This window comes from Pseudacidovorax sp., assembly GCF_017991995.1.
Lineage (GTDB): Bacteria > Pseudomonadota > Gammaproteobacteria > Burkholderiales > Burkholderiaceae_C > Xenophilus.
The window spans coordinates 113,009-135,083 of sequence record NZ_JAGOPN010000001.1; the positions used below are offsets into that span (position 1 = coordinate 113,009).

General features: G+C 67.9%; 27 protein-coding genes. 18 read left to right on the forward strand and 9 right to left on the reverse strand.

Annotated elements, in window-relative coordinates; genetic code table 11:
* Positions 1-51 precede the first annotated feature (51 nt).
* Genes xseB through KBC94_RS00540 form a run of 3 tightly spaced genes read right to left on the reverse strand, consistent with a single transcriptional unit; the run spans position 52 to position 2,118 of the window.
* Positions 52-390 (reverse strand): exodeoxyribonuclease VII small subunit, encoded by a 339-nt coding sequence (xseB, locus tag KBC94_RS00530; RefSeq protein WP_294365135.1) that lies wholly within the window; start codon positions 388-390, stop codon positions 52-54.
* Positions 387-1,898 (reverse strand): exodeoxyribonuclease VII large subunit, encoded by a 1,512-nt coding sequence (gene xseA, locus KBC94_RS00535; protein ID WP_366934628.1) that lies wholly within the window; start codon positions 1,896-1,898, stop codon positions 387-389. Before xseA ends, xseB begins: the two co-directional genes overlap by 4 nt.
* Positions 1,780-2,118, reverse strand: a complete 339-nt coding sequence (locus tag KBC94_RS00540) for a DUF5710 domain-containing protein (protein WP_294365139.1) — start codon at positions 2,116-2,118, stop codon at positions 1,780-1,782. The genes xseA and KBC94_RS00540 overlap by 119 nt, the downstream gene beginning before the upstream one ends.
* Positions 2,119-2,507: 389 nt before the next feature.
* Here KBC94_RS00540 and radC point away from each other — a divergent pair, with 389 nt between their 5' ends.
* From radC to KBC94_RS00560, 4 genes are all read left to right on the forward strand, one after another.
* A complete protein-coding gene (gene radC, locus KBC94_RS00545) occupies positions 2,508-3,038 on the forward strand; it encodes a DNA repair protein RadC (protein ID WP_294365141.1) in 531 nt (176 codons plus the stop codon).
* A gap of 256 nt (positions 3,039-3,294) precedes the next feature.
* Positions 3,295-3,687, forward strand: a complete 393-nt coding sequence (locus KBC94_RS00550; protein ID WP_294365144.1) for an ATPase — start codon at positions 3,295-3,297, stop codon at positions 3,685-3,687.
* Between the two features lie 733 nt (positions 3,688-4,420).
* A complete protein-coding gene (locus tag KBC94_RS00555) occupies positions 4,421-4,729 on the forward strand; it encodes a DUF736 domain-containing protein (protein WP_076511102.1) in 309 nt (102 codons plus the stop codon).
* 583 nt (positions 4,730-5,312) lie between these two features.
* Entirely contained in the window at positions 5,313-5,690 is a 378-nt protein-coding gene (locus tag KBC94_RS00560; protein WP_294365155.1) for a DUF2958 domain-containing protein, read from the forward strand.
* 358 nt (positions 5,691-6,048) lie between these two features.
* Here the strand turns inward: KBC94_RS00560 and KBC94_RS00565 are convergent, their stop codons facing one another.
* Positions 6,049-6,327: a helix-turn-helix transcriptional regulator gene (locus KBC94_RS00565; protein WP_294365161.1), complete on the reverse strand. Its 279-nt coding sequence runs from the start codon at positions 6,325-6,327 to the stop codon at positions 6,049-6,051.
* Positions 6,328-6,558: 231 nt separating this feature from the next.
* Here KBC94_RS00565 and KBC94_RS00570 point away from each other — a divergent pair, with 231 nt between their 5' ends.
* The 13 genes from KBC94_RS00570 to KBC94_RS00630 all read left to right on the forward strand — a co-directional run bounded on the left by KBC94_RS00570 (position 6,559) and on the right by KBC94_RS00630 (position 15,903).
* Complete coding sequence (locus tag KBC94_RS00570; RefSeq protein ID WP_294365164.1) at positions 6,559-6,801, forward strand: helix-turn-helix transcriptional regulator; 243 nt, start codon at positions 6,559-6,561, stop codon at positions 6,799-6,801.
* A 180-nt stretch (positions 6,802-6,981) separates the two neighbouring features.
* Positions 6,982-7,659 carry a helix-turn-helix transcriptional regulator gene (locus KBC94_RS00575; protein ID WP_294365168.1) on the forward strand — a complete coding sequence of 226 codons (678 nt, stop codon included), beginning with the start codon at positions 6,982-6,984 and terminating at the stop codon, positions 7,657-7,659.
* A complete protein-coding gene (locus KBC94_RS00580; RefSeq protein WP_294365173.1) occupies positions 7,656-8,201 on the forward strand; it encodes a DUF6036 family nucleotidyltransferase in 546 nt (181 codons plus the stop codon). The genes KBC94_RS00575 and KBC94_RS00580 overlap by 4 nt, the downstream gene beginning before the upstream one ends.
* Before the next feature lie 871 nt (positions 8,202-9,072).
* Complete coding sequence (locus KBC94_RS00585; protein ID WP_294365935.1) at positions 9,073-9,423, forward strand: DUF2958 domain-containing protein; 351 nt, start codon at positions 9,073-9,075, stop codon at positions 9,421-9,423.
* Positions 9,424-9,504: 81 nt separating this feature from the next.
* Complete coding sequence (locus KBC94_RS00590) at positions 9,505-9,708, forward strand: DUF6499 domain-containing protein (protein WP_294365176.1); 204 nt, start codon at positions 9,505-9,507, stop codon at positions 9,706-9,708.
* Between the two features lie 64 nt (positions 9,709-9,772).
* On the forward strand, positions 9,773-10,324 hold the full coding sequence (locus KBC94_RS00595) for a DUF2285 domain-containing protein (protein WP_294365937.1): 552 nt from the start codon (positions 9,773-9,775) through the stop codon (positions 10,322-10,324).
* A gap of 92 nt (positions 10,325-10,416) precedes the next feature.
* Complete coding sequence (locus tag KBC94_RS00600) at positions 10,417-10,710, forward strand: helix-turn-helix domain-containing protein (protein ID WP_294365939.1); 294 nt, start codon at positions 10,417-10,419, stop codon at positions 10,708-10,710.
* 20 nt (positions 10,711-10,730) lie between these two features.
* The gene (locus KBC94_RS00605) at positions 10,731-11,708 is read left to right on the forward strand and encodes a replication initiator protein A (protein WP_294365179.1); all 978 of its coding nucleotides are present in this window, start codon (positions 10,731-10,733) and stop codon (positions 11,706-11,708) included.
* 66 nt (positions 11,709-11,774) lie between these two features.
* Positions 11,775-12,467, forward strand: a complete 693-nt coding sequence (gene parA, locus KBC94_RS00610; protein ID WP_294365182.1) for a ParA family partition ATPase — start codon at positions 11,775-11,777, stop codon at positions 12,465-12,467.
* Entirely contained in the window at positions 12,464-12,727 is a 264-nt protein-coding gene (locus KBC94_RS00615; RefSeq protein WP_294365185.1) for a chromosome partitioning protein ParB, read from the forward strand. Before parA ends, KBC94_RS00615 begins: the two co-directional genes overlap by 4 nt.
* Positions 12,724-13,077: a hypothetical protein gene (locus tag KBC94_RS00620; protein ID WP_294365188.1), complete on the forward strand. Its 354-nt coding sequence runs from the start codon at positions 12,724-12,726 to the stop codon at positions 13,075-13,077. Before KBC94_RS00615 ends, KBC94_RS00620 begins: the two co-directional genes overlap by 4 nt.
* Positions 13,074-13,598, forward strand: a complete 525-nt coding sequence (locus tag KBC94_RS00625; RefSeq protein ID WP_294365190.1) for a S26 family signal peptidase — start codon at positions 13,074-13,076, stop codon at positions 13,596-13,598. Before KBC94_RS00620 ends, KBC94_RS00625 begins: the two co-directional genes overlap by 4 nt.
* Before the next feature lie 337 nt (positions 13,599-13,935).
* On the forward strand, positions 13,936-15,903 hold the full coding sequence (locus tag KBC94_RS00630; protein ID WP_294365191.1) for a DUF3363 domain-containing protein: 1,968 nt from the start codon (positions 13,936-13,938) through the stop codon (positions 15,901-15,903).
* Between the two features lie 144 nt (positions 15,904-16,047).
* On the opposite strand, the gene KBC94_RS00635 is transcribed toward KBC94_RS00630, so the two are convergent.
* Positions 16,048-16,665 (reverse strand): acyl-homoserine-lactone synthase, encoded by a 618-nt coding sequence (locus KBC94_RS00635; protein WP_294365193.1) that lies wholly within the window; start codon positions 16,663-16,665, stop codon positions 16,048-16,050.
* 255 nt (positions 16,666-16,920) lie between these two features.
* Between KBC94_RS00635 and KBC94_RS00640 the strand changes: the two genes are divergently transcribed.
* The gene (locus KBC94_RS00640) at positions 16,921-17,634 is read left to right on the forward strand and encodes a LuxR family transcriptional regulator (protein ID WP_294365194.1); all 714 of its coding nucleotides are present in this window, start codon (positions 16,921-16,923) and stop codon (positions 17,632-17,634) included.
* 20 nt (positions 17,635-17,654) lie between these two features.
* Here KBC94_RS00640 and KBC94_RS00645 read toward each other — a convergent pair whose 3' ends face one another.
* The 4 genes from KBC94_RS00645 to KBC94_RS00660 form a co-directional block, all read right to left on the reverse strand.
* Entirely contained in the window at positions 17,655-18,593 is a 939-nt protein-coding gene (locus KBC94_RS00645) for an EamA family transporter (RefSeq protein WP_366934623.1), read from the reverse strand.
* Positions 18,520-20,679: an aminodeoxychorismate synthase component I gene (pabB, locus tag KBC94_RS00650; RefSeq protein ID WP_294365199.1), complete on the reverse strand. Its 2,160-nt coding sequence runs from the start codon at positions 20,677-20,679 to the stop codon at positions 18,520-18,522. Before pabB ends, KBC94_RS00645 begins: the two co-directional genes overlap by 74 nt.
* A gap of 287 nt (positions 20,680-20,966) precedes the next feature.
* On the reverse strand, positions 20,967-21,242 hold the full coding sequence (locus tag KBC94_RS00655) for a helix-turn-helix transcriptional regulator (RefSeq protein WP_294365202.1): 276 nt from the start codon (positions 21,240-21,242) through the stop codon (positions 20,967-20,969).
* Positions 21,243-21,711: 469 nt separating this feature from the next.
* Positions 21,712-21,987: a helix-turn-helix transcriptional regulator gene (locus KBC94_RS00660; protein ID WP_294365204.1), complete on the reverse strand. Its 276-nt coding sequence runs from the start codon at positions 21,985-21,987 to the stop codon at positions 21,712-21,714.
* Positions 21,988-22,075 lie beyond the last annotated feature (88 nt).

A 22,075-nucleotide genomic window follows, 5' to 3' on the forward strand; every position in this document is an offset into this window, starting at 1 on the left:
TGGCCGAGAGCGGGAGATGGATGTCTCTTCATGGCCCTTGCCGATGAGCCGCTAGAACGGGATGTCGTCATCCATGTCGTCGAACGAAGCCGCGGGAGCGGCTGTCTGGCTGGCGCGGCCGCGCGCTCTCGCAGGGGCGGGCGTTGTGGTCTGGGGCGCGGGCGCGGGCGCGGGCGCGGCAGGCGAGGGCGGGACCTCGACGCCGGCACCATCCAAGGCGGCCTTCAAGGCCTCCTCCACGGCATCGATGCGCTGCTTGCAGACCTTGTAGGCACTCACCGATTCGGTGACGATGGTCAGCAGGTCGTCAATGTTGGGTTCGTCCTGCGTGCGCAGGGTCTCGGCATGGCGTTGCAGCATGCCGTACGCTTCTCTAAAGCTCGTCGTCATGGGCTTGTCTTTCGTGTCTTGCCGGCCGGCCTCGCGTTGATCCGGCCGTCTCTGAACTGGATGTCGATGGTGGTGAGTGCCTGGGCCTGCACGGTGTCGGTGACGGGTTGGCCGTCAGGCGCGCGGACGATGGCGAAACCGCGGCCGAGCGTCTTCTCCGGGCCCTGGCCCGTCACTTCGCGCATGAGGGCTTCGGCACCGGCCCGTGCCTGTTGAATCGAACCCTGGGCGCGCTCTGCCAGGCGCAGCATTTGGTCATTCACCGACTGTCGCGTGGTTCGTACCGTCGCTCCGCCTTCGGCCGTGATTGCCTGGAAGTTCAGATCTGTCCTGCTGCGTACAGCGCCGACCTGGTCCTGGGAGTGGACGCGGATGTCGTTCATGAGCGCGGGCACCTGCTGCCGCGCCGAGGACACATGCAGTGCTGCTTCGGTGTTGGTCTGGTGGAGGAGGGCCGTGCTGCTCACCCTGGCGTCATGGATCTGGTGCAGCGCGGCGGCCTGCAATTGGTGCAGGGTTTCGGCACTGAACTGTCGGGCACGGCTCAGATGGGTCCTGGCATCCGCCCGGACTTGCGCGTCGTAGCGCTCCGTCTTGCTCTTCGCACTTTGGGCGATGCGGGAAGCCGCGGCGAAGATGTCCTGAGCAGCGCGGCTGGCCTCGCGCACCCTTCGCAGGATGTGCTGCTCGATGCCGGCGATCACCTTGCTGGGGGTGTCGAAGCGGATATGGGCGACCTCGTCGGGCAGCGTGTTGTCGCGTTCATGGCCGATCCCGGTGAGGACCGGGATGTCCAGGTCGCAGATGAAGCGGACCAGGTCGTAGTCGTTGAGCCAGGCCAGGTCGTTGACGGCGCCCCCTCCGCGGATGAGCGCGACGGCGTCGGGTGGGGTCGACTTGTTCACTCGTTCGAGCGCCAATGCCAGAGCCGAGACGATCTCCCGGGCGGCCCCTTCGCCCTGGAAGCGGCTGTGGGCGTAGATGAAGCGGCAGATGCCGAAGCGCTCCAGCCGCTCGGCCTCTTTGCGGAAGTCGCCGAGGCCCGCGCCGTCTTCGGGAGCGATCACCACGACGGTCCGGTAGTCCCAGGGCGGCGCGAGCCGGCGGTTCTGGTTGAAGACGCCTTCCTTTTGCAGTCGGTCCCGGATCTCCTTCTTGCGGGCTTCGAGGTCGCCCAGCGTGTAGTCGGGGTCGATGGCATCGATGTCGAGGCTGAAGCCGTACTGGGCGTTGAAGACCGGCCGGGCGCGCACCAGCAGCTTGATGCCAGCGCCGATGACGGCGCCGGTGTCCTTCTCGAACTCTGGGAGGATGCGTGAGGCGGTTGAACTCCAGATGACGCCCCTGGCTTTGGCGATGGGCTGGCCGCTGCCGTCTCGCTCGGATAGCTCAAGGTAGACATGGCCGCGTACGCGGGCCTCGACCACCTCGACCAGTGTCCAGACACCCTTGTCGAAGGCGTGGGCGACCGCGTCGGCGACCCCGCCGAGCAGGCGCGAGAGGGAGATGCCTTTGCCGGGGGAAACGGCGATCGCGACTGTTGCAGTCGGGAGCGCCAGTTCCGCTGGAGAAGTGGACGTGCTGACCGATGCGGGTAACCACTGGGCGAACCTTCAGGTCACGTCCGTCCTCGACGTACCAGCGCTTGACCGCACCGTCGAAGCGCGCGCCAAGCGACTTGGCGGCGTCCTTCTGGGCGAAGGGGACGTTGAGGTAGTGCCGGGGCATGGTTTGCAATCGTTTCCTGTCCGGAGAATTGTTGCAGACCGAGCCTCCTCAGGAACGCTGAAGACCGATGACGTGCGTGCCAGCAGTTCCTGCCGTCGGGCTCTACGGGCTTCGCCCCAGGCCAACGATGTCGTCCTGACCATTCGGCTTCGATCCCTCACGCCTTCGGCTGTCGCTGCGCGGCAGCCTGCGCGCTGCGCTTGCCTCGAGGACGGGGTGGTGGGGCTGGCTTGCTGGTTCCCTTCATCCTTGCACACCGTTCTCGCGGTCAAGGTCTGCGCGTGCTGCGCACGCTTGCGGCCTCGCGGCCGTCTCCGAACCTGTGACCGCTGCGCTGCGATGTGCCGGTTCCGGTCCCGGGCAACTCCGCCCGGTCACTGGAGGCCGTCATGGCACACGATCTTTTCTCTTCTCTCGATCTTCTTGGTTCTGTTCCCACTGCTTCGCTGATGGTCCAGGATCGCTCTGGCGAGTACCGACCGGCGACTGCGGAAGAGCTGCTGCTGGCGGCCCAGCAGGTGCTGGCGGGACAAGTGCGGGGCACCGACGTGATGGACTCGCCGGCTGCCGTGCGGGCGTTCCTCAAGCTGCGTCTGGGCGTGCTGCCGCATGAGGTGTTCGCCGTGATTCACCTGGATGCGCAACACCGCGTGCTGGATTACGTCGAGATGTTCCGGGGCACGGTGAACCAGACGTCGGTATTCCCACGCGAGATCGTCAAGGAGGCGCTGGCGCGGAATGCTGCGGCGCTACTGCTGGTTCATAACCATCCGTCGGGCGCTGCGGAGCCCTCGCGAGCGGACGAAGTCCTGACGCGGAATCTCAAGGAGGCGTTGGCGCTGGTGGATGTCCGGGTCCTCGATCACTTGATCGTTGCCGGGCCGACGGTGCTGTCCTTCGCTGAGCGCGGGCTGCTTTGAGAGGAGGGGCTCGGCCCCTTCTTCTGCTTTGCGTCGGTTCGCCAGGCGCGTCGGCATGAGGCCTCTCGTGGACTGATGTTGTGCTGGATTCGGAGGGCTTGCTGTTCCGTTCATCCTGTCACGGCGTGCTCGGTCGTCAAGGGCGGCGCGCCGTTGGCGCTTGCGGCCGCGCGGCCGCCTTTGGCCCCTGACCCCCTGCGCTGCGCCGTGCGGATCACGGTCCCGGGCAATCCCGCCCGAACAACCGGAGGTCCTCATGGACGAAAAATCTTACGTGTCGCTGGAGCAGAGGCTGTGCCTCGTTTGTGGCCCGCCTTTCGATACCGGCAACCTGCTGCTGGACAAGCGCCTTCGCCCGAGCATGGCGCATCACACGATCACCGGCTGGGGCCTGTGCGCGGAGCATCAAGCGCTGTTCGACGACGGCTTCGTCGCGCTGGTCGAGTGCGATTCCGAGCGCAGTGGCGTGTCGGCTGGCGTTGGGACGCTCAGGCCTGAGCAAGCCTACCGCACAGGGCGCCTCGCCCATCTCCGAAGGGAGGTGTTCATGCGTCTGTTCAATGCATCCATCGCAGACGGGCAGGCTTGTGTCTTTGTCGAGCCGGGTGTGATCGCTCAGTTGGAGACGATGGCGTCTGCGCCACGCTGATCGGCCTCCACGGCTGATGATGCGCCGCCGGTTCTGGGCGGCGCATCGTGCATATTGACATGGCAGCAGGCGTCCTGGGCCGGACCTAGAGTACCGGCCTGCCTAGAACGGTGGCCCGAGATCACTGCTGAAGTCGTCGGCATCCCGCCATCCACGCCCGGCGCGGAACGTGCGCGTCGCATTTGCGGCGAGCAACAGCGCTCTTCTGCTGGCGCCACGCTGACGCAGCGGCAGAGGGCGGCGAGGGCCAGCCATTCCGGTGGGCGTTGTCTGCTGAAATCCTATTGCGCCATCTCGATCAGGTGACATTGCCGGTGACGAATGACGTTCGGCGCGCTTGTGTGTCACAGGTCACGGCATCCATCGTGCGTTGTGCGATCCGTGCTTCGTGGCGAACGTGTAAGCCGCGTGGCGAGGGCCTGTGCCACTGGTTCCGTTCGAGGGGCGATCCGCTCCCGCGGCCTTGTCTTTGAGCGTGAATCCTGGCGTGGGCACGGCAGGCCTGCGCTCCGCTGTGCTGCGCTTCGGCCCGCCTCGGGCTTGATCGCCGCAACCGGCATGCCCAACAAATTTCCCCTGCGCTGTGCGCATTCCTCGCGAGGCAAATTTGCCGGGCCTGCCGGTCCTCCACTGCGTTGCGGCCTCCGGTGCGACGCGCCCGACCCGCGCCGGCCGGATCACCGCACAAGGCCGCGATGGGCGCGGACCTGGCACCACCTCGAAAGGAAACACCATGAGCACCATCGGCCAATTCACCGCCTCGGGCAACAGCTATACCGGCACCGTGCGCACACTCACGCTGAACGTCAAGGTCCGCATCGTGCCCAATGACAAGGGCAGCGACAACGCGCCGGACTTCCGTATCGTGGCCGGCAATGGGCTGGAGATCGGCGCGGCCTGGAAGAAGGTCAGCCGTGCGGAGCGGCCTTACCTCTCGGTGACCCTCGATGACCCATCGTTCCCGTCCACCATCTACGCCCGCCTGGTCGAAGGCGAAGAAGGTGCGCACCAGCTGATCTGGACACGCACCAAGGCCGACTGATCGTCGTCCTGGGCGCCCCGCTTCGGCGGGGCGCCTTGCGGCTGGATTTCCGCACCCAGGTTGCGCTCGCTCAAGGGGTGATATCTCCATCGCAAGCGCATGTCCGGTTCTGCGCGAAGACGCTTTGGTGGCCTGACGTCTTTCAGGTTCCGTTAGGAGGCGTGAGTCCGTGAAGGCTTGACAGCGTAGAGGCCATTTGTCGAGTCATCGGCTTGTCGTGCTCGCGTGAAAGCGTGTTTGCGCTTGTGCGGCAGTTGTGCGTCTGCGGCGCCGCCGCACCGCGCTCTCGTGCTGAAGCATCGAGCCATCCGGCCACGCGTGTCCGGGCGTCTCGACCCTGCGGGCGTCAATCGCTGACGCCTCCGCACCTGGCGGCGCTGCGCGCTGCGCTTGCCTGGGTGCCAGTGCGGGGGCTGGCTTGCTGTGATGCCCATCGTGCCACGGCGCTCTGGCCGTCAAGGTCGGCGCGTGCTTTGCACGCTGGCGGCTTGGCGGCCGTCCTGCGGACCCTGTGACGGCGGCGTTGCGCCGTGCGCTCCTCGGCACCGGGCAATCCCGCCCGGACACCTTCGAGGACTTCACCATGACGACACTTCTGACCGACGAACAACGTGCGCAACTGCTGGAGAACGGCCGGAAAGCGCGCGATCAGCGCCATCCCGACCCGCAGCCCGTGGTCAAGCTGTTCACTCCCGATGCCGGCGCGACCTGGTTGCTGACCGAGATTGATCCCGAGAACCCGGATCTTGCCTCCGGGCTCTGCGATCTGGGACACGGGTGTCCAGCGCTGGGCTGGGTGAGCCTGGCGGAACTGGCGGCCGTGCGTGGTCCTCTGGGGCCGCCCATCGAGCAGGACCGGAGCACGAGCAGCCGATGCACATGTTCGCGGAGCCCCATCGGGTGCAGCTGGATCCGGACGGCAACGCCCCATGCGAACGTCCAGGGCTTTTGGCTGCACTGAATGCGGGCCGCACGTCATGAATCTGAATGCTGCCGATTGCGTGCTGTTCGTCGCCGATATGCTGGATGGCGTTGAAGCAGTGCCGAGCGGCCTGTTTTCCACCTTTCGGCCTAGTTCGCGCTGCAAGCATGAGTGCTCCGGGAGGGCACTGTGCGAACGAGCGGCACGCCACGATAGCCGTGCGCATCAGTGACGGCCGGCGCAGTGATGACACTGCTGCCATTCCGACGCAGTTCACAGAATGGGGCGCCCTCTCGCCCAGAACAGTCGCTCGCGGCCGACTACGAACGATGGGGATCCATGCATCCCTCAGCGAGATGCGGTGCTGCCTGGCCACAGGCCCCTCGGGCTCCTCGCTTCAGTCCGCCTCTCTCAGCCATGAAAGAAATCGCCGGCGTTGATCTTCGCTGCGCAGATGCAGTTCGAGCAGGATGTCCGCAGCGATGTCATCTTCGCAGTACAGATAAGCCAGCGGTACGTTCAGAACTGCCGCGATCGCACGCGCCGTGGATAGCGAGGGTTCGTGAACGCCCGTCTCGTAACGAGAGATCCTGGCGCTGCTGGTGGACTCGTCCAAGCCCATGAGCACGCCGACGCGGTCCTGCGGCAACTTCGCGCGCATGCGTGCCTCACGCATCCGACGCCCGAAGGTTCCAGCAGAAGGGGGCTGACCAACATGTGCCACCCTACGATATTCGAAGTGTTTGAGTTAAAGTTCTCTACGAAATACGTAGATTGCCCTGCGCTGCGACCTCGAAAGGACTTTGCCATGCACCGTGCTTCTCCACTGCCGCAAGCCACACCCATCTGTATTCCACCGCGGTTGCTTGCCACAGGGCGAACGCCCAAGCGCGGTGTTGAAGGGTCGATGGGCATGCAGATCGGCGCGCATGTCCGCATTCACCGTGAGCGACTTGGCCTGTCCATGTCTGAACTGGCACGTGTCTGCGGCCTGTCCTTGTCCATGCTGTCTCGCGTCGAGCGAGGTTTGGTTTCCCCATCGATTCAGGCACTGGCGCAGATTGCCAGCGCATTGCGGGTGAGCATGGCCGAATTGCTGGATGACGTCTCGCCCGGGAAGAGTACCGATGCGGGGCGGCGGTTGGCGTGAAATTGGGCGGGCACCGTGCGAGGCCGTGCCTGCGCTAATGACGATGGCATGCGAGGCCGAGACGACGCGGTGGGCCTTCGGCGCAGGAAGCAGGTCGCCTGGGCGGAGCAGCCCACGGTTCCTGCTTAGATGTTCAGGATACTGGTCATTGTTGATTCAGATGAATAAAATTATGAACAAATGGGCAGTAGTCTTCCTCTTGTTCTTGAGCGTCAGTTGCTTCTGCAGCTGGGTGATCGGTTGAAAGCGGTGCGCAAAAGCAAGGGGCTCTCCATGGCCGATGTTGCGCGAGAAGCTCAGTTGTCGCGCACCACCCTGACCGCCATCGAGGCCGGAGATCCCGGGCCTTCGATGGGCAACTACGCCCGCGTGATGTCGGTGCTGGGCATCGTGGGAGACCTGGCCTTGCTGGCTGGGGACGGCCTGCAGGCTGCGGCCGCAGGTACCGCCGGGGCAAGGTCCAGACGCCGTCGGCCCACCGTTCAGGTCACGGTGAGTACCGATGAAGGCCGCCATCAGGCGCAAGACCTTCAGAGCCTGGCGTTGCACGAGGCCGCCGTTCGCATGGCGCGAGAAGACCCGGCATTGTTAGCTCAGGCGCACGCCACGTTGCAGCGTTGGATGGAGGCCGGTTCGACACGCTCGACCAGTCTCTGGCATGAGTGGGAGGCGATTTTGGCTTCCCGGTCGTGGCACAAGGTGCTGAGCCGCAGCCAGCGCGCCGCCGAATTGCGTCAGGCGTCGCCGCTCACAGCCGTCCTGCCGGCATCCGTTCGGGCTGACGTCCTGGCCCAGGTTCGTGCGCTCAAGGGTGGGGTGCAGGTCGGCGCGTGCCCGATGTCGGAGTCCGAGCCATGACGCGCGAAGAACTGGAACACATTGTCCGCGCCAGTGCCGACATCACCGATCAGTACGAGTTCGTTGTGGTCGGCAGCCAGTCCATCCTCGGCGCACTACCCGCTGCGCCAGCCGTCTTCCGTGCGTCGCGAGAGGCCGACATCTATCCGCTGCAGCGCCCCGATCTCTCCGACGCCATCGATGGCGCGATTGGCGAAGGTTCACAGTTTCACGAGACCTACGGCTACTACGCACAAGGCGTGGGCCCGGAGACGGCGGTGCTCCCGGACGACTGGATGAGCCGGGTGCACCGGGTCCAGGGACCGGGTACTGACGGGAAGGTGGCTTACTGCCTCGATTTTGCGGATCTGATGCTGTCCAAGGCCGTTGCGGGCCGGGAGAAGGACCGCGTGTTCTGCATGGCCATGTTCAGCCACGGGCTCGTGGCGCTTCATGAGGTGCTGGCACTCATTCCCCGCATGAGCACACTCGATCGCACCGAGCAGCAGCGCCTGCGCCGGACGCTGGCGCGGTGGGCTGCGGGACCATCCTCGGAAAGATAGCCATCCACCGGTTGCGCCGCTTCCATGCGGTTCGCTTCCTGTGTCGGTGGCCGATTTGGCGCGCCCACGCGAGCCAAGCGACGATGGAGCAGGCTGCAGCGGACGTGCTCCTCTGCGCGGTGGACGCGGCTGGAGCTTTGTTCTTCGCTCATGACTCAGAGGCCGGAGACTCGCGTCCAGCACTTCTGCAGCCTTGGTGCCGCTGCCAGCGGGTTTTCTGGGGGCCACTGTCCGCCGCCGCTTCCATGTCTCCCCACGGTACGGGCCTGACAGGGTCTTGAATGCGTAGCGTGTTTGCCTGCCCGCAGCCTGCTGGCGGGCAACCCGTTGGATCCACCGACTGCATCGGCCGGATCTGGTTCCCGACCCGATTGTCGAGATCGGCACGGTGCCATCACCCACAAGGGATGTGAGCTCTTGACAGCGCTTCAACCTGAAGTCGATCGCCTTGATGGTCTCCGAGCCGGCGGGCACCAGTCGCCGGCTTGAAGGCGTAGGGCGCGTCTGTGAGTTCTCGGGTTCGTCGTGATTGCGTCAAAGCGTGTTTGTGCGTCTGAGGCGCTGCCGCACCGCGCACTCGTGCTGACGCATCGAGCCACCCGGCCACGCGTGTCCGGGCGTCTCGACCCTGCTGGCGTCGATCACTGACGCCTCCGCACCTGGCGGCGCTGCGCGCTGCGCTCGCCTGGGAGCCAGTGCGGGGGCTGGCTTGCTGTGTTGCCTAGCGTGCCACGGCGCTCTGGCCGTCAAGGTCGGCGCGTGCTTTGCACGTTGGCGGCCTGGCGGCCGTCCTGCGGAACCTGTGACGGCGGCGCTGCGCCGTGTGCTCGTCGGCACCGGGCAATCCCGCCCGGACACCTTCGAGGACCTCATCATGACGACGCTCCTGACCGACGAACAACGTGCGCAACTGCTGGACAACGGTTGGCAGGCGCGCGATCCGCGCCATCCCGACCCGCAGCCCGTGGTCAAGCTGTTCACGCCCGATGCCGGCGCGACCTGGTTGTTGACCGAGATCGATCCCGAGAACCCGGATCTCGCCTTCGGGCTCTGCGATCTGGGGCACGGGTGTCCAGAGCTGGGCTGGGTGAGCCTGGCGGAACTGGCAGCCGTGCGTGGCCCTCTGGGGCTGCCCATCGAGCGGGACCTGGGCTTCCGTCCGGACAGGAGCGTTGAGGCCTATGCGCGCGAAGCACGGCTGGCGGGTCGGATCGTGGCCTGAGTGAGCCCCATGGCGCGCAAAGCCACGTGCGGGCCCCGGGCCCGCGGCAGCCTGTCGTCTTCGACGAACCGAGCGCGCGCCATGACGATTCATTCCTCTGCCGACGCGCCTCCTGCGCCCTGGTGCGCGGGAGGCGCCTACCTGTACCTGCTGGAACTGGACGGGCCGGCGCTCGCCTGGGAATACCTGCGGCGGCACCCCGGCTACCGAGGCGGCTGGCAACAGGGGCGGTGGTGCAGGCCCGATGGTGAGTTGCGCCGCTGGGGCTTGCGATGTCGCCGCTGATCCTGCATGGGATGCGCGTGATGCGCAGCCGTCCTGGCTGAGCGAGGAGGATGCGCTGTTGCGTGTGCGTCGCGCTCGCTGCGAGGGCGGGGTGGTCGCTGCGTCAGCGCACATCGTCTTTGACCTGTGGCGTGTGCCCGGCGACAAGCAGTTGATGGCGGGCCCCGACGCCGTCCTGAGCGTTTCCATCGGTCCGCGACACGCACGCTTTCTGATCGACGCGGGGCTGTCGAGCGGCGCGCCCTTTGTCGTCACGGTGCCCCTGACGACACACCTGCGCGGGCAATTGGCGGCGTTCGAAGCCGCAGCCGGGCTGTTGGAGGGCCGGACCTTGCCAGCCGCGCACGCACGCTCTGTGGGCCGTGACGGGCGGCTGCACCTGAGGGCGCTGCAGGCGCTCGATGCGATGCAGGCGGGTGCCTCGCACCGGGACCTTGCCGTCGCGCTCTTCGGCTCGCGGGCCGTACGCGCGGACTGGCACGCGGACGGTGCGTTGCGTGCGCAGGTTCGCCACCTGATCGCGCGCGCCGAGGGTTTCATGCGTGGAGGTTATCTGGGGTTGGCGGGGCTGCGCCCTGTCCACGCTCGCGCCCACGGAGGCGACCTCTCGCCCTGAAGCTCTCCCTGTGCGGGTCTCCGCGGTATCCGGAGACTACCTCCCATGGGCTGTGAATGGATCACGGCCCATTCACCCCGAAGGAGGCCGCCATGGCAGCAGGACATCCGATTCCTCCGTACGGCGCGGCAGGGGCTGCGCCCCAGTCTGCGTCCGCCGCAGCTCCGGCAGAGCCGGAGTTCCTGACCACTGAAGAAGCCGCGGCGCTTCTTCGGCTGTCGCCGCGCACGCTCGAGAAGCAGCGGGTGCTGGGCGGCGGGCCGCGCTTTCGGAAGTTCGGCGCAAGGGTGGTCTATGCCCGGGCCGACCTGCGCGCCTATGCCGACCGCAACACCTTCGCCATGACCTCCGATCCCGGCTACGCGGTCCGGGATTCCGTGCGTTGAAGCGTGGGGAAGTCGCGGCGATGTCGAAGTGGTCTGGCGAACGCGAGCAGCTCACCCTGTTCCGTGCGCTGCCCGTCGACGACATGGCCCTGCGCGATGCGCAGGACCTCATGTCCTATCCCTTCTTCAGCCTGGCCAAGTCGCACCGGGTGGTGCCGATCCGATTCGAGGCGGGCGACGTGTCCCTGACCGTAGAAGGTGTGCCCGAGCATGGCATCGCGACCATCTGGGATGCCGATGTGCTGATCTGGGCCGCCAGCCAGATCGTGCAGGCCCGGGACGAGGGCCGGCCGACCTCACGCCTGATGGCGGCCACCCCCTACGAGATCCTGCGCTTCGCCCAGCGTGGCACCGGTCGCACCGAGTACCTCGCGCTGCGCGCGTCGCTGGACCGGCTTCAGTCCACCACGGTGCAGACGTCCATCCGGCAGGCCGGCCGGCGCATGCACCGCTTCTCCTGGATCAACGAGTGGCGCGAGCACGTGCGGCCCGATGGCCGAAGCGACGGCATCGAGCTGATCCTGCCCGACTGGTTCTATTCCGGGGTGATCGACCACACGCTCGTGCTCACGCTGGACCGCACCTACTTCCGGCTCACAGGCGGCATAGAGCGCTGGCTCTACCGACTGGTGCGCAAGCACGGCGGACGGCAGCGCAACGGCTGGCGCTTCGAGCTTCGCTACCTCCACGCCAAGTCTGGCTGCCTGCAGCGCTACCGCGATTTCGCACTGCACCTGCGCGCGCTCGCGCAGCGCCAGGCGCTGCCGGGCTATCGCCTGGCCGTCGAGCGATGCGGGACGCACGAATGGCTCGCCTTCCGGCCAGGGCGTGAGGACGAGTTGTCCACAGATGCCGTGGAAGAAGCTGTGGATGGTGTGGGGACGGGCTCGGGAGATCGGGGGCGCCAGGCACGGGAGATCGACGGCGCGCGACTCGGGAGATCACCGGCGCCAAACCGCCTGGAAGCCGTGCCCCGCAAGGGTTCGGGCCTTCCTTAACTTGAATTCATAACAGGGACTAACTGTATGAATAGAAGAGAGACCGCCGACTTGGCTGCTCAAAAGATGGGCAATGCCGCTGGCGTGGCGGTGCTGGACGAGCCCGCCGTCCGCAGCGGCAAGGTCATTGCGTTGCTGAACCAGAAGGGCGGCGCAGGCAAGACCACACTGTCCACGCACCTGGCCGGTGCCTTCGCCAGGCAGGGCCGGCGCGTCACCTTGATCGACGCCGATCCGCAGGGCTCTGCCCTGGATTGGGCCCAGCGGCGGCACCAGCGCGGCCAGGATCGGCTCTATGGGGTTTTCGGCCTGGCGCGGGATACGCTGCACCGGGAGGTGCCGCAGATCGCCGCCCAGACCGACCTTGTCGTGATCGACGGGCCGCCCCGTGTGGCGAGCCTTGCGCGTTCCGGGCTGCTGGCCGTTGACCTGGTGCTGATCCCCGTACAGCCCAGCGCCTACGACGTCTCGGCCACGCAGGAAATGGTGTCCTTGATCCAGGAAGCGCAGGTGTTCCGGCCGGGTCTGCGCGCAGCGTTCGTGATCAACCGGCGGGTGGTCGGCACGGTGATCGGGCGCGAGGCGCGCGCCGCGCTGGCCGATCAACCGTTTGCCACGTTGCGCGCGGACATTGGGCAGCGCATCGCCTTCGCCGACTGCGTGGCGGCCGGCAAGCTGGTGTGGGAGGTGGCGCGCAAAGGGGCCGCTGCGCGCGAGATCGCGACGCTGGCGGATGCTGTCGGGGAGGCACTTCAATGACGGACGGCGGCGCGCGCCTGCCCTCGCGGCGGGCCGCCATCGGTCGGCGACCGGCTGCTGACCCGGTGACGGCCTGGGTGCGTCGCGAGCAGCCAGTCGCTGCAGAGGCCAAGGCCACAGTGTTCACTGCGCGGCTGACCATTGATGTGACGCCAGCGCTGCGCGGGCGCATCAAGGTCATCGCCTTCCGGCGGGGCCTGACCGTGGCGGACATGCTGCGCGAGTTGCTCGAAGGCGCCTATCCGGAGGAAGCGGCGTGATCGCCGGTTTCGCGTTCAGCGCGATGGCGGAGGCGGTGCATTGCGCGCACCGCCTTGTTGGCGCGGCGGCCAAGGAGCGGCCGGCGGCCGGATGCCGGGTGCCTGCCTGTGTTCGCAGTGCCTGCGTGCATGCGTCGACGAGCCGCCAGGGCTGCCGCTGCGCCAGGAAGATGGAACGGGGCTCTGCCAAGTTCCCGGCGCTGTCGTTGTCGATTCAGGTGCCCTGGTCGAGCCCGATGGCCGGCTGCCGAATGGGCTCGGCGCTGTGTCTGCCGTGTGCGTTCCTCCGCGCGCCGTCGCTGCAGTGGACGCCAGTGGCGGAAGCATTGGCGTGCGAGGGGTGCTCATGAAGGCCCGAGCAGCCCGGGTTGCATTTCTCGCTGCCACGCTGCTCGCCGTGACAGTGCTTACGGCGCCGTGTGTGCTGCCGCTTCGCACGCGGATCGTGTTCAACCCGAGCGCGAGCATGGCGCGGGGCTGGTACCGCGTCGATGCGGTAAGCGCGCCAGGTGCGATGCACGTGGGCAGCCTGGTTTTGGCCCGCTTGCCTGCCTGCGCAGCGGCACTCGCGGCGCAGCGTCACTACCTGCCTGCCGGCACGCCGGTGCTCAAGCGGGTTGCGGCGGTGGCGCCTCAGCGCGTGTGCATCGCTCGGCAGCGGGTGTGGATCGACGCGAGGGCCATGGCGGTCGTGCGGTTGCACGATGGCGCGGGTCGGTCGCTGCCGATCTGGGCGCACTGTGGGCCGCTGGCCGATGGCGAACTCTTCCTGCTTGGGGACGCGCAGCCGGTGTCGTTCGACAGCCGCTACTTCGGTCCGGTGCGTGTGGATGCCGTGCTCGGTGTCGCGTATCCGCTGTGGACATGGTGAGTGGCATGACTGTGTGTTCAATCGCGCCTCACGGGCGCAGCCAACGCGCTACGAAAGCAGCGCTCGGGCAGTACACCGGCGTGCGAACCGGGAGCCGTCCTGCGGTAGCGAACGATGCGGCCACATCGTGCCGATATCCGCGTTGTCCTCGCGAGGTCGGCTTGGGTGAGCAGGGGTATCAGTGGTGCAGGGAACGGGTTCGGGCTCGAGGGCAAGAGAAAAGGGTCGGCACGTCGGAGGCCGTTTCCTCAGTCTGCACAAGGGTTTGGCGCGGCACTCCGGCGGCATCCTGCGTGCCGGGCGGGTGCCCCGGGCTGCGCAGCGAGGGGCGGGGGTCATGAGTCGCTCCGACGATGAGCACTTCCGCGTGCGGCCTGGGCCACCGAAGGCGCGTGGCGGCCCGCGACCGAAGGCCTTCGTGGCGCAAGTGCTGAAGGCGGCTTCGGCCTCCGGCGCCAAGCCCCGACGCACGGCGGGTGGGCGTCCCGCTTCGCGATTCGGGCGCGGCCGGGTGGCTGCCGGTGCGGCGGGCCGCAGGCTGCCCCCCAACGCACGGCGGGTGGTCGTGAAGTCGCGCTACGTGATGCTGCGGCGTGCGGGCAAGGCAGGCGTGAGGGCGCATCTGCGCTACATCGAACGCGACGGGGTGCGGCGCGATGGCTCGCCCGGCAGGGCCTATGGCGCAGACTCGGACGCGGCCGATCTGGAGGCTTTCGAGGAACGTGGTCGCGGTGATCGCCACCAGTTCCGCTTCATCGTGTCGCCCGAGGACGCGGCCGAGCTGGAGGATCTGCCCGGCTTCACCCGACGACTGATGGAGCAGATGGCGACCGACCTGGAGACCTCCCTCGATTGGGTGGCGGTCGACCACTGGGACACGGACAACCCGCACACCCATGTGGTGCTGCGAGGACGGGTGGGCCGTGGCCGCGATGCGCGGGACCTGGTGATCGCACCGGACTACATCGCGCATGGCATCCGTCTGCGGGCGAGCGAGATCGCGACCGAGTGGCTGGGCCCACGCACGGAGCGCGAGATCCAGCAGGGCTGGCGGCGAGAGGTCGATCAGGAGCGGCTCACGGGGCTGGATCGGGAGCTTGTGCAGCGTGGCGGAACAAGCGGTTCCGTCAACCTGCAGTCGGTCACAGATGAGGCGCGTTCCGTGCTGAGCGAGAACCTGTTGCGGTCTCGCCTGCAGCGGCTCGAGGGACTTGGACTGGCACATCGCGTCGGCCCACAGCGCTGGCAGCTCGGTGTGGGGCTGCAGGACACCTTGGCCGCGATGGGGCGACGGGGGGACATCGTGCGGACGATGCATCGGGCGATGGCCGGCGAGGCTCGGGAACTGATCACGGACTCAGCCCCTGGCGCGCCAGTCGTGGGCCGGCTGCAGGCCAAGGGCCTGGACGATGAGCTGCTGGAACGTCCGTATCTGGTGATCGACGGGCTGGATGGCCGCGCCCACTACGTCACGCTGCCGGTGGGCAGCGACCTGTCTGCCCTACCGGTCGGCGGGATCGTTGCCTGCGGGCCGCCCCAGCTCGGGCGAAGCGCTGACCGCCTGATCCGGGCTGCCAGCACGGACGGACGCTACGAGGAAGCCATGCACAGGGCATCCTTGGTGGCCAGCGGGCACGGCGAGCCTGACCAGGTGGTGCAGGCGTGCCGGCGTCGGCTCGAGGTCCTGCGCCGAGGCGGGGTGGTCACGCGCGTTGGTGAAGGCGTGTGGCACGTGCCTGAGGATCTGGTCGAGCGCGCGCGTGCGCAGGATGCGGCCAGGACGTCAGCGCGGGTGGTCGAGATTCGCTCGGCGCTGGCCATCGGGCAGCAGGTGGGCGCGGAAGGCGCGACCTGGCTTGATCGGCAGCTGGTGGGCACCGCCTCGACGCAAACGCCACCCGCCCAGGCCGGCTTCGGGGCGCAGGTGCGGCAGGCGCAGGACGCGCGGTTGCGGGTGCTCGAGTCGCGCGGGCTCGCGGCGCGGCAGGGACAGCGATGGGTGCTGGCCCGGGATCTGTTGCGGACCCTGACCGCGCGGGAGGTCCAGCGGTCTGGCGAGGACCTCGCTGCGCGCGCGGGACGACTGTGGCGGCCCGTCAAGGATGGCGAGCGGGTGCGCGGCGTCTACCGCCACGCCGTGCAATTGACCAGCGGGCGCTTTGCCGTGCTCGATGATGGAAAGGCGCTTCGGTTGGTGCCCTGGCAGCCGGTGATCGAGACCCGGCGCGGTCAGGAACTGAGCGTGATCCTGCGGGGGACTTCCGCCAACTGGGAGGTAGGCCGCGCGCGTGGGCTCGGTCGCTGAGCGCGCCAATCGCGTTGTTCATGGGGTGGCGTTTGCCGGTGCGTCAGGCACGACTTCGCTGGAGGCGCCTCGCGGGCGCCTGCCGCTCCAATGGATGGCTGGCGGCCGGGAGCTTGGCGACCCTGCTCATGGTCCTTCAACCCCTCAGCCTCGAACCTGGCCATTGGCCGCTACACCCTCTCGCACCGGCAGCCGGTCGCTGCGCGGCGCGCTCAGCGCGAGGCTGCAGGCGAACAGGTGCTGGCCATCGATGTCCATCGGTGCGCCCAGGTGGGCATAGGCGAACCCCCCGCGCCTCAGGATTCGCTCGATGGCGACCGGCGAGACGCTGACGAGTTCGCGCGCGCCGTGGTGGCGTGCGTCCTGCATGGCGCGCCGCAGCAGTGCCAGTGCCGCCGGAGAGCCCAAGGTGTGGCCCGACGCCGGTGCGGACGCCAAGTCGATGGCGGCAAAGCGCGACAGCTCCCAGACATGATCGGCGCGCGGGCAAGGCTGACGCCCCATCAGTTCGGGGAACACATCTGCGAGCAGATATGGCCCCGTCGTAGGCAGGAGCCGGGCGCAGCCCTGGATGCGACCCTGGGCGTCCAGGGCGACCACGTGGACCGTCTGCGGTGTGTCGAAGCGGTCCCACTCGGTCCCATCCCGGGCGTCCGGCAGTTTCCATCCCAGGCGCTCCACGAAGACCCGGTATCGGTAGTGCCCGAGGTCGCGCAGCAGCGCAGTGCCGAGTTCAAGTGCGGTGCCCGTCAAATAGACCATGAAGTCCCTCCTGATGATGTCAGGGCAATTTCAGAGGGACATGTGGCGCAGAGCTACCTGCTGGATCTGGTAGGTAGGCAATGCGCCGCTTCTACGGCAGGGGGGGCGCCGGGCGCAGCGGCGTGCCATCCGCATAAGCGACTTCAGCGGACAAAGCGCTGCTCACCGGTGGCACACCTGTTGCACAAAGAGTTCAGTTTTCATTAATCTTTTGTCACGGAGCGTTGTGGTTTCAGAGCAGACAAGGGGATAGACATGGAGAGATGGGGTGGGGCACTGCTGCAGGCGCTGCATGACAGCGCGTGCGTCGAGCAGGCCTTCGATGCCGTGGCGGATGCGGCGCAGCAACTGGGCTTTGACCTGTGCGCCTATGGCTACCAGTTCCCGCTCCCGTTCACGCGCAAACGCTGTTACCTGATCAGCAACTACGACCCCTCCTGGCGCGCACGGTACGAAGAAGCCGGTTATCTGCGCATCGACCCGACGGTGCTGCACGCCCGTCGGTCCCTGGAGCCGGTGCTGTGGAACGACGCCACGTTCAGGCCGGCGGCGCAGCTCTGGGACGAGGCGCGTTCCTTCGGTCTGCGGCATGGGTGGGCGCAGGCGTGTTTCGGACCGGAAGGCGGCGTCGGTCTGCTTACCCTCGCGCGTGATGTCGAGCCGCTCACGATGTCCGAATTGCGGGCCAAGGAGATGCCGATGCGCTTCCTCGTGAACGTTGCGCACGGTGCGCTGTCGTCGTGGGTTCTGCGCTTCCCCCCAGGACTTCAGCTTGAACGACTCACGCCTCGGGAGCGAGAAGTGCTGCGGTGGGCCGCCGACGGCAAGACGTCGAACGATACCGCTCGCCTGCTGTCTTCGTCACCGCACACCGTCGAGTTCCACATGAAGAATGCCGCCCGCAAGATGGGCGCAGGCAGCCGCCCCGCGGCCACCGCACGGGCGGCCGCGACGGGACTGTTGCGCTGAGCGCCGGCGGGTTTGAGCGCTCAGGCGGAGTCTGGAGGTCGGCGCAGCGCCACCCCGCCCGCGGCGGCGATCAGGGCGAGTCCTGCCCAGGTGGCCGCCGATGGCTGCTCGTGCCACACGAGCATGCCGAGCAGCGAGGACCACAGCAGCAGCGTGAACCGCAGCGGCATGACGCGGCCCAAATCAGGGCTGCGCAAGGCCTTGACGAGCAGCAGATTCCCGGCAGTGGCACAGAGGGCCGCCGCGGCGAGCCACGCGGCGTGTTGGAGCTGAACCGGCCGCTCTGGCGTCGTGAATGCCCAGAGTGCCAATCCGGCGACCCACACGGTCGCATTGACCAAGAGGGTCAGCTGCCGGGGCGACACCGTGGGTGAGAGCCGGCGCGTGCTCAGGTCCCGGCCTGCCAGGCACATCGCACAGGCCAGCGCGGCAACGACGCCCAGGGGGGCAGGAGGCTCGCTCCGCCAGGGCTGCACGACCAGCCAGGCGCCTGCCAAGCCGATGGCCACGGTGAGCAGCCGTGACCACTGCCACGGCGTCCAGCCGAGGAGGAGGGCGGTCAGAAGCGTCAGCAGGGGGGCGGTCATGGTCAGGGCGGCGACGACCCCGAGCGGCGCAAGCCCCAGTGCCCATGTCGCGCTGGCGGCCGCAGCGAGCTCCAGGATGCAGCGCAGCGCGACGGCCGGGCGCAGCATGACGCGGTCCAGCAGGCGCTCGCGGGCCAGCATGATCAGCGCCAGGGACAAGGCCACGGCAAAGCTGCCGCGCACGGCCAGGATCTGCGCGACGCTCAGGTCCTGAGCGCAGAGCTTCACAAGCGCGTCGTTGCCGGCCCAGCAGCCCATGGCGGCAACCATGGCGAGGGGCCCGCTCCTCCCCGCCGTTTCAGGCCTCGCCGGCGGGTTCATGGCCGTCGGGCGTGCTCGGATCGGGACGCTGCGTACCCTGGAGGTCGGCATCGTCGAGTGGCGCGCCGCAGGCCTTGAGCGTGTCCCACAGTGCCCGTGCCTTGAGGACGATCTCCGCCACTTCGGCATCGGGGTCCGACAGCGCCACGATGGCACCACCGGCCCCGATGCTGAGCATGTCGTCCCGCACGACCAGGGTGCGGATCACGATGTTCAGGCGCGCGGCGCCGTTGAGCGACAGGTAGCCGAGGCTGCCGGAGTAGATGCCCCGCGGTGCGCCCTCCAGCGTGTCGATGATGCGCATCGTGCGCTTCTTGGGAGCGCCGGTCATGGAGCCACCGGGGAACGCGGCTTTGATGGCATCGACGGCCGTGAGGTCGCTGCGCAGCGTGCCACGCACCGTGCTCACCATCTGGTGGACGGTGGCGAAGCGCTCGATGCCGAAGAGCACGGGCACATGGACACTGCCCACTTCGCAGCTGCGGTTGAGGTCGTTGCGCAGCAGGTCAACGATCATGAGGTTCTCGCTGCGCGTCTTCTCGTCGGCGTGCAACGCCTGGGCGATCTGCTCGTCGTCCTCCGGCGTGCGGCCACGCGGGGCCGTGCCCTTGATGGGCTTGGACTCGACGGTGCGGTCGGGAAGGATCGCCAGGAAGAGCTCCGGCGAGGCGCTGAGCACCGCCAGTTCGGGCAGTGCCAGGTAGGCCGCATAGGGCGCGGCATTGCGCGTGCGCAGTGCATGGTAGAGCTCCAGCGCTTCCACGCGCCCTGCGCCGACGAGCTGGTTCGTGAGGCAGATCTCATAGCTTTCGCCCATCCGGATCTCGTGCTGACAACGCTCGATGAGGCGGCGGTATTCAGCCAGGGGCGTGTGCCAGCGCATGCGCTGGACCAGGCTGGCGGCGGCGCCGCGGCTTGGGGGCACGGGCGGCTCGGCGGCCCCGGCCTCCGCCTGCAGGTAGCTCGCCATCGCTTCCACCCAACCCAGTTGGGCATCGGCGGCACCGTGAGGGGTCAGCCAGACTATCCACATCTGGCCCTCGGCATGGTCGAAGGCCAGGAAGCGGTCGACGAACAGCCAGGCGGCGTCGGGGCCGGGCGCCGCGTGCGCCGCCTCGCCCTCGAGTTCCTGCTTCAGCTCGTAGCCGAGGTAGCCCACGAAGCCGCCGACGAAGTCGAAGGGTAGGGGCGCATGCACGAGCGCGGGCTCGTTGGCGAGCCGCGTGCTCAGGTAGTCGAAGATGCTCTGGGTGAGGACCTGCTCGCCGTCCGCGTGCTGGATGCGCAGCGCGTGCGCCGTGCTGTCGTAGCTCAGGTACTCGCTCTGCGGTCCGCTCCCGTCACCCATGAAGGAGAAGCGGGCGATGCCCGGACCGTTCTGGCTGCTGTCCAGCCAGAAGGCCGGTCGTCGGGTCGCGAAGAGGGCCTGGTAGACCCGGGCAGGATCGACGAAGTAGTCCAGGCAGCGGGCCTGGACCTCCCACGCCGGCGGCGGCGGATCCGTCGCTTCATCCAGCGTCACGAAACTGCCCCAGGTGTTGCGGCGGATGCGGGACTGCTGCCATTCCAAGGTGAGTTCCCGAAAGTTGCGCAGCAGCCGGGCGCCATGCTCGGTGCAGATGGACTCGGGGTGGAACTGCACGCCCCACCAGGGCTTGCGAAGATGACGCAGGGCCATCAGGGTGCCGTCGGGCGCCCAGGCCAGGGCCTCCAGGCTGCCCGGCAACTGCGTCACCGCGAGGGAGTGGTAGCGCACGGCTTCGAAGCGATCGGGGATGCCCTGGAAGAGCCCGCGCCCGCAGTGCGAGATGCGGTCGACGCGGCCGTGCATGGGGCGCATGGCCAGGTCGACGGTGGCACCGCAGGCATGGCCCATGGCCTGATGCCCCAGGCACACGCCCAGGATGGGCACCTCTGCCTGTGCGAGTGCATCGGCCGACAGCCCCAGGTCCGCGGGCTGCTGCGGACGCCCGGGTCCCGGCGAGATCACGATGTTGTCGAAGCCGAGGCGGGCCGCATCGGGCCAGTCCATCTCGTCGTTGCGCACGACGGTGGGCGCCACACCATTGCTGGCCGCAAGGTATTGGAACAGGTTGTAGGTGAAGGAGTCGTGGTTGTCGATCAGCAGGGTGCGCACGGTGAAGCTCCAGGTTGGCAAAGGGGAGCAGACATCCTGGCCCTGCGGTCGCGGAAAACAAGCTGCTGGAAATGGGAGGGTGGCCTGCCGCATCGCATCGCGCTGGAGCGACCTGGGCGACGCGGGTCGCGCAGCCGTCAGGCTGCGAAGCAGGCGGGAGACGTCCGGGCATGGCGCGCATCCTGCAGCGCCATCGGTCTCGCCGCAACGCTTGCTCGCGAAGCAATCCGGGCCCCCGCGCCGCAGCCGCGAGCGGCCCCCTGGCCGGGCGTCAGACGGTCAGGGACTCAGGAGGCACGGCGACGGCTGGCCGCGCGCTCCTTGCGCAGGCGGTTGGCCACCGCGTCGATCAGCTCGGCAGGACGCGCGGCCAGTCCTTCGGCCAGGCGGAACAGCGTGGTGAGCGATGGACTGGTCTGGCCGAGCTCCAGCTTGGCCATGAAGGTCCGGTTCAGTCCGCACTGGAAGGCCAGGGCCTCCTGGTTCAGGCCAGCCGCGTCCCGGCGCGCCCGAACCTCGGCCGCGAAGGCTCGCAGAAGGTCGGGATCCTGATGGGCGCGCACGCGCCGACTCTCCCGGTGATGGGTTTCTTATGCACCCGCTTGTATGGTGCAAAACGTGGCGTTGTTGCTGCAGGTGCAATTGATGAGGAGGCGTGAGCGCGGCTGGCGTTCGTGGGAGGCAACGTCGGCGGCACGGGATGGCTGGTTGGCCATGCGTGGGTTGCGCCTCAGGCACAGGCGCGAGTGCGCAGGGCTTCAGGCATCTGCCACGATGGGTGGGCGCCGTTCATGCGCGGGCGGGCGGCGGTCCTGCGCAAGGCGCGCCACAGTGGGGGCCATGAGACAACGCTGTGGTTTGGTGTTGCGGATCTGGCACTGCGACCGGTGCACGCCGCTCCACACCGTTCAGATGGGTCGCCCGCCGTTGCTGGCGCCGCAGGTGCACCGACATCGGCGAGCACCCAAGGAGGGGGCCGCCGGGCTCCTGGTCCCGGCTGGTTCACAGTGGCCCGGAGCGGGCGGCGTCGCGTCAACGCGCGGGACGGTGCCGCGCGGCGCGCTCCTTGCGCAGGCGATTGCTCACGGCCTCGACCAGTTCGGCCGGCGGGGCCGCCAGCCCGTCGGCCAGACAGAAGAGGGTGGTGATCGACGGGCTGCTCTGGCCCAGCTCGAGTTTGGCGATGAAGGTGCGGTGCAGGCCGCACTGGAAGGCCAGGGATTCCTGGCTGTGGCCCTGCGCATCGCGGCGTGCCCGAACCTCGGCGGCGAAGGCTCGCAGAAGGTCGGGATCCTGATGGGTGCGCACATGACGACTCTCCCGTTTGTGGCGTTTATATGCACCCGCATGTATGGTACAAAAATGACCCATGGGCATGGCATGCAACACCACGGTG